A 15,917-nucleotide genomic window follows, 5' to 3' on the forward strand; every position below is an offset into this window, starting at 1 on the left:
AGGAACACAGATGAAAAGAACGCTGGCTATAGCAAGTTCAGTAGCGATAGTTGCACTTGCAGGTTGTTCAAGCCAAATAGATAGAAAGACCGCGTCGGGTAGCTACGAGTACTTAAAAACTAAAGAACACAAAACGCTAGAAGTACCCTCTGAACTAGATGCGCCAACTTTCTCACGGGAATTTGCAGTACCTGAACTAGGTCAAGAAGCGGACAAAAACTTGGTTGGCAAATCGCTTATGGTCCGCTCGCCTGCGTTGGTTCTCCCGCTTGTGACCGGGTCACATGTTGAAGAGGGTAAAAGCTCCGCCACGATTTGGTTTGACCAAGTTGACGACAGTCAACCGCTAAGTCAGGCGATTTGGAATTCCCTTCTAAGCTATTTAGACGAGCAGGGTATTGGTGTAGATAGCTTCAGTCCAGAAGGCAAAGTATTGGTAACCGACTGGATGGTTATCACTAAAGAAATCGATGGCCCTTGGTATAGCTTTGCTGATGAAGAAAGTGAAATTGGCAGGCGCTTCGAGTTCAGCTTGGACGTAAAACCTCACGGTCGCAGTGCGGCTCTCACAGTAGAGCTTAAAGATTACATGCAAACCTTAGGTAACGATGTGGTTGCCGACGTATCTTCAATGGAAGAGCGCCGTGAAGAGGTTGAAGTACTCAACCAAGTTATCGGTCATTATGAATACCAAATTCAATTAGCGGAAACCCGAAGAATTGCGCGTATACGCCAGGGTATTCAAACTGAAATGGGCTTTAATGCTGATGGTGACCCAGCCTACCTCGTTGAAGCGCAGTACGACGTAGCTTGGCCGAGAATGCTTTTAGTTCTTCGTAAGCTTGGTTTTGACGTCAAAGATTTAGATAAATCTAACGGCCTACTATTTGTTACTTACAATGGTGATCAAGGTAGTTGGTGGGATGGTTTATTCACAAGCGATAGCGAATTACTTGAAAAAGGTGATTATCGCTTAAAAGTTGCAAAAGCGGGTGCGAATCGCACGTCTGTTACTTTCATGGACAATGAAAGTGTACCGTTTGACGCAAATCAGGTTTCCGACCTTTACAGTGCCTTCGCTGAGGTCATGTCAGAAGATAATCTTGATATATAACTGAGACTGAGAATGGAAAAACGCGACGAGCTTTACCGCGGTAAAGCAAAAACTGTTTATTACACTGATGATAGCGATAAATTAATTCTTCACTTTAGGAACGACACTTCGGCGTTCGACGGTGAAAAAATTGAACAGCTTGATCGCAAAGGTGAAGTAAACAACAAGTTTAATCACTTTATTATGACAAAGCTTGAAGAAGCAGGCGTTGCAACGCAAGTTGAAGCCCTGATTTCTGATACTGAGTCGCTGGTTAAAAAGCTCGACATGATCCCTGTTGAGTGTGTGGTGAGGAACTTATCTGCTGGCTCTTTGGTTCGCAGACTAGGTGTGGAAGAAGGCCAAGCGCTTAACCCACCTATTTTCGAGTTTTTCCTTAAAAATGATGCGCTTCATGACCCTATGGTAAATGACTATCACATTCTGTCATTTGGCTGGGCAACACAAGAGCAAATTGCTGAAATGAAGGCGCTTACGTTTAAAGTGAACAGCGTTCTAAAAGCATTGTTTGACGATGCGGGTATGTTGCTAGTCGACTATAAACTCGAGTTTGGTGTCGATAAAGGTGGCAACATTGTATTAGGCGATGAATTCACGCCCGATGGCTGTCGTTTGTGGGATAAAGAAACCCGTAAAAAAATGGACAAAGACCGCTTCAGACAAGGGCTAGGCTCGGTTGTTGAAACCTACATTGAAGTAGCTGAGCGCTTAGGTTTATCGCTGTAGTTGGTGAACAAAGCGTTATTGATAAAAAGAGGACGTAATACGTCCTCTTTTTTCGTTTAAGCGCGATACTACTTTTTCCACGCCTCGCCCTTTCAATAGAGGCTTATTTTAGCCACTATATCCTTGCGGGTGACGCTGTTGAAGCCACCGAAAAGCTAATATTCATGCCCAGCATAAGGGAGACGCGCATTGTTTAAACCATTTTTACTGGTAGCAATTGCCATGGTCGCATTTGCGGCAAACTCACTGCTTTGTAGAATGGCCCTTGCCCATACGTCAATTGATCCAGCTAGTTTTACTGCAGTGCGGTTATCAAGCGGGGCATGGGCGCTGCTGTTCCTATCTTTTGTGTTAAAGCACCGGGTTTTAACCACGGGGCCGTATAAGAATCTATGGCAGGGGCTCAAAAATAATGCAAATTTGCTAGGTGGCCTAACATTATTTTTATATGCCTTATGCTTTTCCTACGCTTATGTGTCGATGTCTACAGGTACCGGTGCGCTGTTGTTATTTGGCGCGGTTCAATTAACCATGATTTCTTTTGGGTTAGCGTCTGGTGAACGTTTTAAGTTCCTCCAATGGCTAGGTTTTATTTTAGCTTTTGCGGGGCTGGTTATCCTACTATTACCTAGCGCGTCGGCGCCGCCGCTATTGGCAGGTGTGATTATGGTTGCTGCTGGGATGTCTTGGGGAGTGTATTCTCTATTAGGCAAAAAAAGTTCGTCTGCGCTTTTAGCTACGTCGGGCAATTTTGTTTACGCCACCGTGTTATGTTTTGTGCTTGGCGTTGTCGTTCATTTTATGATTGGCTTTAACCTAGTTTTAGACACCAAGGGGTTGTTATACGCCATAGCCTCTGGCGTAGTAGCGTCAGGCTGTGGCTATGCTATCTGGTATAGTGCATTACCGCTTATAAAGTCGACAACGGCAGCCACCGTTCAGTTAAGTGTTCCAGTACTTGCCACACTAATGGGGTGGGCCGTTCTAGGAGAGCAACTAAGCTTGCAAATTACCATCGCCTCAGTGATGACGTTAGGCGGTATTTATTTGGTAATAAAAAACTGATTTAGCACTGTGTTTTGATGTGGAAAAGGTGTAAAAAAATTCGCTGTGATAGCGACACGCCGTAATAAAGCGGCTGTCTGGGCCAAATAGATTGTAGGCAACGTCCTATGTGTTCACTACTTGTAGACTAAAGAGAAATGTTTTTTATGCACAAGTAATGTTAACGTTTTCGAACTTTCGAACTATATTTTAGACGGCAGTGTCGAGTAAAGAAAACGTAGTAGTGCTAAAAGGAAAGCAAACTTTGGGTCTATCTAATGTCATATCTAATGAGCCTGAGAGGATAGCGACGCTCAAGCGATTGGGTCTGCTGGATACGCCGAAGGATGAGCGCTTCGATAGAATTACACGCTTAGCTAGCAGTGTATTTAACTGTCGTTATTCTTCAATTACGCTAATTGACGCGGACAGACAGTGGTTTAAGTCTGCTGTAAATCTTGAGTTGAGTGAATCGGGTAGATAAGTCGCGTTTTGCAACCATACTATCTCGCAAGACGATGCATTAATTATCCCAGATACGAAAAAAGATCCGCGCTTTGAACAAAACCCGTTTGTTATTGGTGAACCTTATGTTCGCTTTTACGCAGGTGTAAGCCTTGTTGTGGACGGTCAGGCAGTAGGGGCTTTGTGTGTATTTGATTCAGAGCCACGTATTTTTTCCGCAGACGAAATATTCCAATTAAAAAGTTTAGCGGAGATGGCGCAATCCGAACTATGTAAAAAAGAATACTCAGCGCTGTCGGAGCAACTTGAAGAGTATCAAACTCGGTTGGCACAAACGCAGAAAATTACGAATGTAAGAAGCGCTATATTAGAAAAGGTCGTTAATGCTGAATCGTTACACAGCGTACTGTTTGACATCGTAAATGCTATTGAATCTGAGTATCCAGAAAAAATTTGCAGCATTTTGCTTCTTGAAGATGGGAAGCTCACGAAAGGCGCGGCACCTTCATTGCCTGAGTTTTTATAACGATGCCATAGATGGTGTAGAAATTGGTGAGGGCGTTGGAGCATGTGGTAATACGGCGGCCACTAACGCGCCAACCATCGTAGAAGACATTAGCACCCATACCTTTTGGCATGACTATAAAGAGATAGCGGCTCGGGCTGGTGTAGCCGCCTGTTGGTCTCAGCCCATTAGAGGTGCCAGCTCAGAGGTAATAGGTACATTCGCTATTTATCATCGCTATAAAGCTGTACCCACCCCTGAAGAAGTCGTGCTGATTGAACAATTTGCACATATAGCCAGTATTGCTATTGAACGGGAGCGTGCTAGCGAGCTTATCTGGAAGCAAGCAAACTTCGACACGCTTACGGGCTTACCTAACCGAAACCTGATGCTCGACCACCTCCAGTTAGCTTTAAAAACAGCTGATAGGGAAGGTGACAGAGTGGCAGTCGCTTTTCTCGATTTAGATAATTTTAAGGATATTAATGACACGCTCGGCCATGATGTAGGAGATCAGCTTCTTATTGAATGCGCTGAGCGAATAAAGCAATGTTTAAGAGCCAATGATACCGTTTCCCGGCTAGGTGGAGATGAGTTTGTGGTTATTCTAAACAGTATAGAAACCCTGAGTTCTATCGACATTGTTGTACAGAAAATTCTAGACGTTATTTTAAAGCCATACCTAATAAATGTTGAGCGAGTACATACCAGCGCAAGTTTAGGCGTTACGCTATACCCCGACGACGCTCGTGACATAAAAGGGCTGTTAAAAAACGCGGATCAAGCAATGTACGGGGCTAAAGATCTCGGTAAAAATAGCTATAAATACTATACTCAAGACATGCAAGCGGTTGCCGTCAAGCGCATAACCTTGCTGAACGACCTTCGTTATGCAATTCAAAACGATGAGTTATTCATTGAGTATCAGCCTATCACGTCTTTTAAAGACGGTAAGGCAATCAAAGCAGAAGCGTTACTTAGGTGGCAGCATCCAGAGAAGGGGCGTATTGCGCCAGATGAATTTATTCCCTTAGCGGAAGAGTCGGGCTTAATCATCGAAATCAGCAATTGGGTGTTCGAAGAAGTATGTAAAAATGTGAAGCGCTGGCAAACTCACTATTGTCGTGAATTACAGATAAGTATTAATACTTCGCCCAGTCAATATTTTCAGCAAGAAACGAGTATCACTGATTGGCTCACTCGCTTATTGGATGAAAACATTGCGGCACGGTCAATTTTGCTCGAAGTGACAGAAAACCTTCTGATGGAAGCAGATACAAATGTTTCTAAAAAGTTATTTCAATTTAGACAAGCGGGTGTAGATATAGCACTTGATGACTTTGGTACGGGCTACTCGTCGATATCGTATTTGAAAAAGTTGCCTACCGACTACTTAAAAATTGATAAAAGCTTTGTGAAAACGATGACCGACGTTAGTAACGATAAAGTGCTGTGTGAAGCCATTATCGTTATGGCGAAAAAGCTCGGTATCAAAGTGGTTGCTGAAGGTGTCGAAACCCAAGAGCAATATGACATACTCAATAATATGGGCTGTGACTTTGGTCAAGGTTACTTCATTGCTAGGCCGATGAGTAAAACAAATTTTGAAGCTTTTCTGAAAGCCCACTAGCGCGAACTAACGCGCTAGTGAATTGATCACGATATGCCTAGGCTACTACGACAAACTAGCTAGCGCCTTACCTGAATATTGCTCTAACTCGTCTGTTCGGTTCTCTTTGATTTTGTTTGCCCAGTTCGGGTCTTGCAGCAGCGCTCTGCCTACGGCAACCAAATCAAACTCACCCTCCTCTAAACGCTCGAGTAAATCATCTACAGCTCGAGTACTAGAGTCCTGACCTTTAAACGCGCCGAAGAAGTCGTCGTTAAGGCCAACAGAGCCAACGGTGATGGTTGGTTTCCCTGTGATTTTTTTCGTCCATCCAGCAAGGTTAAGGTCGCTTCCATCGAATTCGCTTTCCCAATAACGGCGTTGTGAACAGTGAAATATGTCTACACCAGCGCTACTGAGTGGCATAAGGAATTGCTCTAACTCTTGAGGGGTAGTAGCAAGTCGTGCCGTGTAATCTTGCTGTTTCCACTGAGAGTAACGAAGCACAATAGGAAAGTCAGGGCCGGTGGCGGCGCGTATCGCTTTTATGATCTCTACAGCAAATCGACCACGGTTATCCATACTACCGCCCCAGCTATCAGTGCGTTGGTTCGTGCCTTCCCAGAAGAACTGGTCGATAAGGTAACCATGCGCACCGTGAATCTCGACACCATCCATACCTATAGACTTGGCATCGGCAGCAGCTTGCGCGAAGGCCGCTATCACTGATTCAATGTGTTCTTCAGTCATAGGCTCGGCGCCTTGTTTACCGGGTTTAAACAACCCTGAAGGCCCCGCACTTGAAAGTTCAGGGTAGGGCGCTTTTTCTGCAACCCGTGCCATACCCACGTGCCACAGTTGCGGCATAATTTTCCCGCCTACACTGTGAACCTCGTCTACCACATTTTTCCAACCTGTTAACGCCTCTTCGCCATGAAATTGGGGAATATTGGCATCCATTGTTGCGACTTTATCGTTAACTGTGGTGCCCTCGGTAATAATTAGTCCTGTGCCACCTTGCGCACGACGTTTGTAATACCCTGCCACGTCGCTGGTAGGTACGCCGTTAGGTGAAAACTGACGGGTCATCGGGGCCATAACAATACGGTTGGTCAACGAAAGGTTGCCTTGTGAATAAGGCTTAAACAGTGCGTTTGCTGGCATTTTCTATTCCTGAGTTTTGTTGTGCTTGTATGACCTTCTGCGTTTTGCCCATAGAAACAAAACATGCCGCTTTGGCTTAAAAAGCGCCAAATTGACAAGTAGCCTGATGTTTCAATGGCTTAGTGCCTTACACACCATTAATAACATTGGCAAATTAAAAGGTTCACGTTGTATGCCTGATACTACTGAGGCGGGGGGGTAAGTCAATTTTCTAATGTTGATAGTAAGCCATAAGTAAAATTAAACAATAAAGCCTCATATTGAGAAATTGCGTTCTCTAATCCAAAATTTCAACAATTTCTCTTGTGGCTTGGATGAGTCTCACCACTTTATTTTCAATACGTACCGTAACTGTACCTTCTTTACCTAATGGCACAACAACTCGCGCATGTTTATAAATATCTCTGTCTAGACGCTTTCCGACGGCTAACTTTTTTTCCCAACCCGGCGGTAACTCACCTGTTCGATCATATTTTTTCGCTATACCTGGAGGCAGAGATTTATCCTTGTGCCCATTGTTCGTAGTGGAATTCGCGGGCAAGCTAATTAATGCTAATACTGCGGAAATACTTAGCAATGGTAAAATTTTCATTGTCATCCTCACATAATACATGAAAGCGTTACACTAATTTTATCGTGCAGCAAAGGTGTACTAAGACCAAGAGCCTTGAATCTTATACGCTACAAGCCTTTTTCAAAATTGAAAATTGGCGAACGTAAAATAGCAGCATGATAGTGATACAGCGAAAACTGTACCAGGGTGAACAAGATAAGTTATCAAATGCTTAATAAGCGTGCGTTCGGTTATGTTACGTTTTAAACTTACTGCTAATCAGATAGTTAATAAACAAGAATTGGGGCAGCGCAATGAGTGATATTGTATTTTCGCGTGAGGAAAAAGGCGTATTAGTTGCTAAATTGCAACGATATTTTGATGATGAATTAAGCGTTGAGCTTGGTCAGTTCGACGGCGAGTTTCTTCTGGATTTCATTAGTAAGGAAATGGGCGCATCGTTTTACAACAAAGGGGTAAACGACGCTAGAGCAGTCGTTGCATCGCGCTTACAGGTTATTGATGAAGAGCTATATGCCATCGAAAAAGTGCTGTGAGAGTGATAATAAGCGTGATGAATAAAAAGGTTACAGCGGTACTTTGATTTTTAACGGGCATTTAGCTACACAACAGCAGGGAAGAATTTCATCGTCGTCAATAAAGGCGAGGGGATCAGTGGTGTACTCCACTTCGCCTTCAATCAGCTTTGTTCGGCATGCACCACAAAAGCCTTCACGGCAGTGGTAGTGAATATGAACGTCTGCTGCTTCAAGAGCGCTTAAAATGGTTTTATCAGAGGGGGTATGAATCGCGCCCACATCGACAACATCGATGCGGACGGATTTTTCGTCACTGCTCATTAAGCTGTGGTTTTACAGCTCAAAATCAGCAAAGTCGTCTTCGCTTACCGCAGAATCAATTTGTCCAACAAGGTAAGAGCTAATTTCAGACTCTTGAGGGGCAACTTGAACGTTGTCTGAGTTTAAGTAATTGTTCATCCATGGAAGTGGATTACTGCTAATATCAAACGGTGTGTCCAGGCCAATAGCAGACATACGCTGATTAGCAATATACTCAACATATTGGCAGAGGATTTCTTTGTTTAGGCCAATCATCGAACCGGTTTTAAACAAATAATCCGCCCACTCTTTTTCTTGCTCAACCGCATTCATGAAAATAGCGCGCGCTTCTTCTTTGCACTCTTGTGCAATCTGCGCCATTTCAGGGTCATCTTTACCCTTCGCCCACAGGTTAAGAATGTGCTGTGTTGAAGACAAATGAAGGTTCTCATCGCGTGCAATTAATCGAATGATTTTAGAGTTACCTTCCATTAGCTTACGCTCGGCAAAAGCGAAGGTACAGGCAAAAGATACGTAGAAGCGAATGGCTTCAAGTGCATTTACCGAGTTCATGCAAAGGTATAGCTTCTTTTTAAGCTCATACATATTAATCGTGTATGCCGTACCATTAACGGTATGAACACCTTCACCTTGTGTCTGCCAAAGCTGAGTGGCGAAAATGAGGTCATCGTAATACTTAGAAATATCCGCCGCACGGCGCTTAATTTCATCGTTAACCACGATATCTTCAAATATCTCACTTGGGTCTGAAAACAGGTTACGCAAAATATGGGTATACGAGCGCGAGTGAATCGTTTCGAAAAACGACCACGTCTCAACCCAAGTTTCCAACTCGGGTAGTGAGATAATTGGCAAGAACGCAATATTCGGACTACGACCTTGTACCGAGTCTAAAAGGGTCTGATACTTAAGGTTTGAAATGAATATGTGCTTTTCTGGATCGGTTAATTTCTGAAAATCAACCCGGTCACGAGAAACGTCAACTTCTTCAGGACGCCAAAAAAAGCTAATTTGTTTCTCAATAAGCTTTTCGAAAATGGCATGCTTTTGCTGGTCGTAGCGTGCAACGTTTACGGGATTACCGAAAAACATCGGCTCGATCAATGGATTTGTACTTTGCTGATTAAACGTAGTGTATTTCATGATGGCCTAACTAAAAACTTAATGATTAACGCGTATTATTGTTTGTGTTCTTGCTGCGAAACGTCAATGGCAAGTGCAGCAATACCTTGTATGCACTTGCCACTTAAACAGGAGCGCGCGGTTTATATCTTACACGCGCCGCCTGCACAATCATCATCTTCCTCTACAACCACTTCTTCTTGACGTGGCATAGGCTCGTTGGCTTTAGCGTCTAGCGCCGAGGTGTCTGATGCACCGTCACGAGTGTTATGATAATAAAGTGTTTTAACACCAAGCTTGTACGTAGTAAGAAGGTCTTTCAGAAGTAATTTCATCGGTACCTTGTTACCTTCGTAACGACTTGGGTCGTAGTTCGTATTCGCTGAGATAGTTTGGTCGATAAACTTCTGCATGATACCCACAAGTTGCAGGTAACCATCGTTTGAAGGGATATCCCAAAGTAGCTCGTATTGGTCTCTTAATGTTTCGTACTCAGGTACTACTTGTTTAAGTACCCCGTCTTTACTCGACTTGATACTGATAAACCCACGTGGTGGCTCGATACCGTTAGTCGCATTTGAAATCTGAGACGATGTCTCTGATGGCATTAATGCAGATAGGGTGGAGTTACGCAGACCATGCGTCTTAATCTCTTCACGTAGCGCATCCCAATCGTAATGGAGCGGTTCATTACACACGCTATCAAGATCTTTCTTGTAGCTGTCTATTGGCATGATACCTTGCGAGTACGTGGTTTCGTTAAACTTAGGACACGCACCTTTTTCTTTCGCTAGGTTGTTCGACGCTTTCAGTAGATAGTACTGCATTGCTTCAAACGTACGATGAACTAGACCGTTCGCACTGTGATCTGAATACTTAACACCGTTTTTAGCAAGGTAGTACGCAAAGTTAATAACGCCCACACCCAGTGTACGGCGGCCCATAGTTGCATTGTAAGCAGCCGGAACAGGGTAGTCTTGGTAATCAAGTAGGTTATCTAGCGCGCGTACCGCAAGGTCAGCAAGTTCTTCAAACTCATCAACAGATTTAATGGCACCTAAGTTAAACGCGGATAGCGTACAAAGGGCAATTTCGCCGTTTTCATCATTAACGTGCTGAAGTGGCTTAGTCGGTAGTGCAATTTCAAGACACAGGTTGCTTTGACGAACTGGTGCAACTTCAGGGTTAAACGGGCTGTGTGTATTACAATGGTCTACGTTTTGAAGATAGATACGACCGGTGCTCGCACGCTCTTGCATGAACAAGCTAAACAACTCCATGGCTTTGATTTGCTTTTTGCGAATGCTGTCGTCGTTTTCATATTTTACGTACAGTTCTTCGAATTTCTCTTGATCAGCGAAGAACGCATCGTAAAGACCAGGTACATCAGACGGGCTAAATAATGAAATGTAGCCATCTTTCATCATGCGCTGGTACATTAGCTTATTGAACTGAACACCGTAATCTAGGTGACGTACACGGTTTTCTTCAACACCACGGTTGTTCTTAAGAACCAACAGCGATTCAACTTCCATATGCCAGATAGGGTAGAACAACGTAGCCGCGCCACCGCGCACACCACCTTGTGAACAGCTTTTTACGGCAGTTTGGAAGTACTTGTAAAATGGGATACAACCGGTGTGGAACGCTTCACCACCGCGAATTGGGCTGCCCAGCGCGCGAATGCGGCCCGCATTTACACCAATACCGGCACGTTGACTTACGTATTTTACGATAGCACTTGCTGTTGCATTGATAGAGTCTAGGCTATCACCGGTTTCAATCAGTACGCATGAACTGAACTGACGGGTTGGCGTGCGCACACCTGCCATGATTGGGGTAGGTAGCGATAGCTTGAATGTTGAAGCAGCATCGTAAAAGCGACGGATATAGTCCATTCGTGTTGCTTTGTCATAATTCGCAAAAAGACACGCTGCCACTAAAATATATAAGAACTGCGCACTTTCGTATATTTCACCTGTAACACGGTTTTGGACCAGATACTTACCTTCTAGCTGCTTCACTGCCGCATAGCTGAAGTTCATATCGCGCCAATGGTCGATGTAAGTGTCCATTTCAGCAAATTCTTCTGGGGTGTAGTCTTCAAGCAAATGCTTGTCGTACTTACCCATATCAACCATCTTTCCAACGTGTTCAAACAGCGCTGGCGGCTCAAACTGTCCGTAGGCTTTCTTGCGAAGGTGGAAGATAGCTAAACGCGCAGCCAAGTACTGATAATCTGGCGCATCAGTTGAGATCAGGTCAGCCGCTGACTTAATCAGTGTTTCGTGGATCTCGCTGGTATTGATACCGTCATAGAACTGAATTTGTGCCTTTATTTCAACTTGTGAAACAGAAACATTGTTAAGTCCTTTGGCTGCCCATGTAACGACTTTGTGGATCTTTTCTAAGTCGATGGACTCTTTTTCACCGTTGCGTTTGGTGACGAATAAGTTGTTGTTCATGTTACTGGCCGTTTGTCTGTTAGCGCTTGATGCGTGGGCTATGTAATGCCCATTTTCGTTTTAATTTATTTACGTGACGCTGTTATGCTAATTGGCTCACGCCAGGTAACAACACACACGAAAGCGGCCTAAACCGATACTTAAAAAGTATAAAGTAGAGACTGCTTTTTAAATTCTTTTACTGCTTTTATCTTTCAGCGAGATTGATATCGCGTTAATTAAATGAATAACTTCATTTGCTTTTTTGTGCGATCGGGCGATCCCGATTTCTACGGTTGGGATCCCGTGCTGAACTAAACACAAGATAGTGAGGTTTGACCCGTAATGCAACCCAATATCTGGTGGTATTTCAAGCACTCAAGCTGGCATGAAATTTATGTTAGTAACAACTAACTTTTTAGCGTTCTACAAGCGTAAAATATCGGGATTGCAAGCCTTTTAAATAAAATCTTCGCGTTAAAAATTAATTTATTCTTAGAATTTTATTTTTAGATAAACACGATATATGGTGTTTAAAATATCAGCGCAACCCAATATATAGTGTTAATTTAGTTTTGCGCAACTGTATATAGTAAGTAGTTAACGTCTACATTATTAGACGAAAGATAAAAGCCTTGGGAAATCGGGTCCATATGCAAGCCTGTCATGTCTCTTGGTAAAAGACCGGCTTGATCTGTCATTGCCATAAGCTCTGAAGGCTTAATGAACTTACTGTGATCGTGCGTCCCTTTAGGTACCAATTTAAGTACATATTCAGCGCCCACTATGCCCATTAAGTAGGACTTTATGTTCCTATTTAGCGTAGAAAAGAAAACGTGACCACCCGGTTTAACTAATTTAGCGCAGGCCATAACCACAGATGCAGGGTCTGGTACGTGCTCTAACATTTCCATACAGGTTACTACGTCAAATTTCGCTTCATTCGCTTCTGCAAATGCTTCGGCGGTCGAGCACACATAGTCAACCTTTACGCCCGATTCTAAACCGTGCAATTTAGCTACTTCTAACGAGGCTTCAGCCATATCCAGACCCGTCACCTTAGCGCCCGCTCGCGCCATTGACTCTGCTAAAATACCGCCACCACAGCCAATATCAACCACCTGTTTATCGAAAAGGCCTTCACTATGTTGGTTGATAAAGTCTAAGCGAAGGGGGTTAATAAGGTGCAATGGTTTGAACTCACCCTCTGGATCCCACCAGCGAGAGGCAAGCTCGGAAAACTTGTTTATTTCTTGTTGATCTACATTCGTCATGGCTAAAACAATCCTTAAACTATCTCTTTTTAAGATATCGCAAATTGGGTTTGTGTTTTACTGTTTTTAAACAGAATTAGCCTTTTTATAGGACTGGGTGAGCGAAAAATAATCGCTTGTCTTTTTGTTGATTAATAAGCGTAATTAAGCGCTACATAATTCTGTCATCAAGTGGTACACTCGAAGCACGATTATGACCCACATAATAACAATAGTGCGCGCCCACGCCTCGCTTTAACATTGATGTAAGGTGAGGTAGTGGATAACGCAGAACAAACCAAAATAAAGGGATTAAGCAGTTTATGTCTGATAACGCTAAAGAAATCCTCCCCGTTAATATTGAGGAAGAGTTAAAGAACTCCTACCTCGATTACGCGATGAGCGTTATTGTCGGGCGAGCCTTGCCTGATGTAAGAGATGGCTTGAAGCCAGTGCACCGTCGTGTGCTGTTCGCAATGAACGAACTTAAAAACGACTTTAACAAGCCATACAAAAAATCTGCCCGTGTGGTAGGTGACGTAATTGGTAAATATCACCCTCACGGTGACTCTGCAGTTTACGACACTATTGTTCGTATGGCTCAGCCGTTCTCACTTCGCTACATGCTCGTAGATGGGCAAGGTAACTTCGGCTCTGTCGACGGCGATTCTGCAGCGGCAATGCGTTACACCGAAGTTCGCATGGCTAAAATCGCTCACGAACTTCTTGCCGACTTAGATAAGGAAACCGTTGATTTTGTGCCTAACTATGACGGCACAGAATATATTCCTGAGGTATTACCTACCAAAGTACCAAACCTCCTAGTAAACGGTTCTTCAGGTATCGCAGTTGGTATGGCAACGAACATTCCACCGCATAACCTCACTGAAGTGATTAATGGCTGTGTTGCGCTAATCCAAGACCCATCAATTACGATTGATGACCTGATGACGCATATACCGGGGCCAGATTTCCCAACAGCGGCAATGATCAGCGGTCGTAAAGGCATTGAAGATGCGTACCGCACTGGTCGTGGTAAAATTTACCTTCGCGCTAAGGCGGAAATAGAGACCGATGCAAACGGCAAAGAAACTATTGTTGTTAACGAAATTCCTTACCAGGTCAATAAAGCACGTCTTATCGAAAAGATTGCTGAACTGGTAAAAGAGAAGCGTATAGAAGGTGTTTCTGCACTGCGCGACGAGTCTGATAAAGACGGTATGCGTATTGTTATTGAGGTTAAACGCAACGAATCAGCAGAAGTACTGCTAAATCATTTATATGCCAATACCCAGCTTCAAACGGTATTTGGTATTAATATGGTTGCGTTAGACAACGGTCAGCCAAAAGTATTTAACCTTAAAGAAACGTTAGAATGCTTTATTCTTCACCGCCGTGAAGTGGTTACCCGCCGCACTGTATTTGAACTGCGTAAAGCCCGTGACCGTGCCCACATCCTTGAAGGTTTGGCCATTGCGCTTGCCAACATCGATCCAATTATCGAGTTGATTAAAGCGTCACAAAGCCCGGCAGATGCGAAGAAGTCACTTGTTGCGCAAGGTTGGGATTTAGGCGACGTCTCTCAAATGCTAGAGCGTGCCGGTGATGATGCTGCACGCCCTGACTGGTTAATGCCTGAGTTTGGTATTCGCGACGGCAAGTACTACTTAACTGAGCAACAAGCGCAAGCTATTCTTGACCTTCGTTTACACAAGCTAACGGGTCTTGAGCATGAGAAGATCCTTGAAGAATACAAGCAGCTTCTTGAACTTATCGCTGAATTACTTCACATTCTAAATAGCCCTGAGCGTTTGATGGAAGTCATTCAAGAAGAGCTTGAAAAGATACGTGACGAGTTCGGCGACGAGCGTCGTACCGAAATTACCGCTGCAAGTCACGACATAGATATTGAAGACCTTATTGAGCAGGAAGACGTTGTTGTTACGCTTTCTCGCGAAGGCTATGTGAAATATCAGAAGCTGACGGATTACGAAGCGCAACGCCGTGGTGGGCGAGGCAAATCGGCTACTAAGATGAAAGATGAAGATATCATCGAACGACTACTTGTGGCCAATACCCACGATCATATTTTGTGCTTCTCAACCCGTGGTCGCTTATATTGGTTGAAAGTGTATCAATTGCCATTTGCAAGCCGAAATGCTCGTGGACGTCCAATTGTGAATATTCTTCCATTAGAAGATAACGAGCGTATTACCGCTATTCTTCCAATTAAAGAGTTTGAAGAAGGCAAATATGTATTGATGGCAACAGCCAACGGTACAGTGAAGAAAACCGACCTAAGCCTATATTCTCGCCCACGTTCAAGCGGTATTATTGCCGTAAACCTGAATGAAGGTGATGAGCTTATTGGTGTTGATATCACCCATGGTGACGATGACATCATGCTGTTTTCTGACGCAGGTAAAGTGGTTCGCTTTAACGAAAAGCTTCGCGACAGTGAAACGGGCGAAGTGAAACGCGATCCTGAAACCGGTGAAGAGCTATTAGCACTACGTCCAATGGGACGTACCGCAACCGGTGTTCGCGGTATTCGTCTTCAGGACGGTCAAAAAGTGGTATCACTGATTGTTCCAAAAGGTGATGGGCCTGTTTTGACTGCGACGGAAAACGGATTTGGTAAGCGTACGCCACTTGAAGATTACCCAGCGAAGAGCCGTGCAACACAGGGTGTTGTATCAATTAAGGTGTCTGAGCGTAATGGTAAAGTGGTTGGTGCGGTCCAAGTGGACGATACCAATGAAATTATGCTTATTAGTGACCAGGGTACGTTAGTGCGTACTCGTGTTAGCGAAGTGTCAGTAGTAGGTCGAAACACGCAAGGTGTACGCTTAATACGTACTGTTGAAGGCGAGCATGTTGTAGGTTTACAACGCATTGAAGAAGTAGAAGAGTTACAAGCGTTTGATGAAGACGGTAACTTGATTATTCCTGAAGATGCATCAGAACAAGCAGAAACTGCTGTTCAAGAGCAAGATAACGCCGCAGAAGACGGTGAAGGCTCAACGACAGAAGAGTAGGGATAGCGCGCTCGCGTTAG

11 protein-coding genes and 1 pseudogene are annotated in these 15,917 nt (G+C 44.0%); 6 read left to right on the forward strand and 6 right to left on the reverse strand.

Features of this window, described 5'->3' with window-relative positions; genetic code table 11:
• Positions 1-10 precede the first annotated feature (10 nt).
• From bamC to ACX5J7_RS19565, 4 genes and pseudogenes are all read left to right on the forward strand, one after another.
• Positions 11-1,114, forward strand: coding sequence for an NlpB/DapX family lipoprotein (gene bamC / locus ACX5J7_RS19550; RefSeq protein WP_498707932.1), 1,104 nt, complete (start codon positions 11-13; stop codon positions 1,112-1,114).
• Positions 1,115-1,126: 12 nt separating this feature from the next.
• Complete coding sequence (gene purC, locus ACX5J7_RS19555) at positions 1,127-1,840, forward strand: phosphoribosylaminoimidazolesuccinocarboxamide synthase (RefSeq protein WP_498707933.1); 714 nt, start codon at positions 1,127-1,129, stop codon at positions 1,838-1,840.
• 189 nt (positions 1,841-2,029) lie between these two features.
• A complete protein-coding gene (locus tag ACX5J7_RS19560; RefSeq protein ID WP_024016383.1) occupies positions 2,030-2,905 on the forward strand; it encodes a DMT family transporter in 876 nt (291 codons plus the stop codon).
• A 223-nt stretch (positions 2,906-3,128) separates the two neighbouring features.
• Positions 3,129-5,484: pseudogene (locus ACX5J7_RS19565) on the forward strand (sensor domain-containing phosphodiesterase).
• Between the two features lie 45 nt (positions 5,485-5,529).
• On the opposite strand, the gene ACX5J7_RS19570 reads toward ACX5J7_RS19565, so the two are convergent.
• The gene (locus ACX5J7_RS19570; RefSeq protein ID WP_012518620.1) at positions 5,530-6,627 is read right to left on the reverse strand and encodes an NADH:flavin oxidoreductase; all 1,098 of its coding nucleotides are present in this window, start codon (positions 6,625-6,627) and stop codon (positions 5,530-5,532) included.
• 277 nt (positions 6,628-6,904) lie between these two features.
• On the reverse strand, positions 6,905-7,219 hold the full coding sequence (locus ACX5J7_RS19575; RefSeq protein WP_012518619.1) for a hypothetical protein: 315 nt from the start codon (positions 7,217-7,219) through the stop codon (positions 6,905-6,907).
• Positions 7,220-7,494: 275 nt separating this feature from the next.
• Here ACX5J7_RS19575 and ACX5J7_RS19580 point away from each other — a divergent pair, with 275 nt between their 5' ends.
• Entirely contained in the window at positions 7,495-7,737 is a 243-nt protein-coding gene (locus ACX5J7_RS19580) for a DUF2164 domain-containing protein (protein ID WP_012518618.1), read from the forward strand.
• A 30-nt stretch (positions 7,738-7,767) separates the two neighbouring features.
• Here the strand turns inward: ACX5J7_RS19580 and yfaE are convergent, their stop codons facing one another.
• The 4 genes from yfaE to ubiG form a co-directional block, all read right to left on the reverse strand.
• Positions 7,768-8,040 (reverse strand): class I ribonucleotide reductase maintenance protein YfaE, encoded by a 273-nt coding sequence (yfaE, locus tag ACX5J7_RS19585; protein ID WP_024016381.1) that lies wholly within the window; start codon positions 8,038-8,040, stop codon positions 7,768-7,770.
• Positions 8,041-8,052: 12 nt separating this feature from the next.
• A complete protein-coding gene (gene nrdB, locus ACX5J7_RS19590; protein ID WP_012518616.1) occupies positions 8,053-9,183 on the reverse strand; it encodes a class Ia ribonucleoside-diphosphate reductase subunit beta in 1,131 nt (376 codons plus the stop codon).
• A 122-nt stretch (positions 9,184-9,305) separates the two neighbouring features.
• On the reverse strand, positions 9,306-11,627 hold the full coding sequence (nrdA, locus tag ACX5J7_RS19595) for a class 1a ribonucleoside-diphosphate reductase subunit alpha (RefSeq protein WP_015067330.1): 2,322 nt from the start codon (positions 11,625-11,627) through the stop codon (positions 9,306-9,308).
• Positions 11,628-12,175: 548 nt separating this feature from the next.
• Positions 12,176-12,880, reverse strand: coding sequence for a bifunctional 2-polyprenyl-6-hydroxyphenol methylase/3-demethylubiquinol 3-O-methyltransferase UbiG (gene ubiG / locus ACX5J7_RS19600; protein ID WP_015067329.1), 705 nt, complete (start codon positions 12,878-12,880; stop codon positions 12,176-12,178).
• A 302-nt stretch (positions 12,881-13,182) separates the two neighbouring features.
• Between ubiG and gyrA the strand changes: the two genes are divergently transcribed.
• Positions 13,183-15,897: a DNA topoisomerase (ATP-hydrolyzing) subunit A gene (gene gyrA, locus ACX5J7_RS19605; RefSeq protein WP_024016379.1), complete on the forward strand. Its 2,715-nt coding sequence runs from the start codon at positions 13,183-13,185 to the stop codon at positions 15,895-15,897.
• The last annotated feature ends 20 nt before the right edge of the window (positions 15,898-15,917 follow it).

The sequence above is a fragment of the Alteromonas infernus genome (assembly GCF_902705815.1).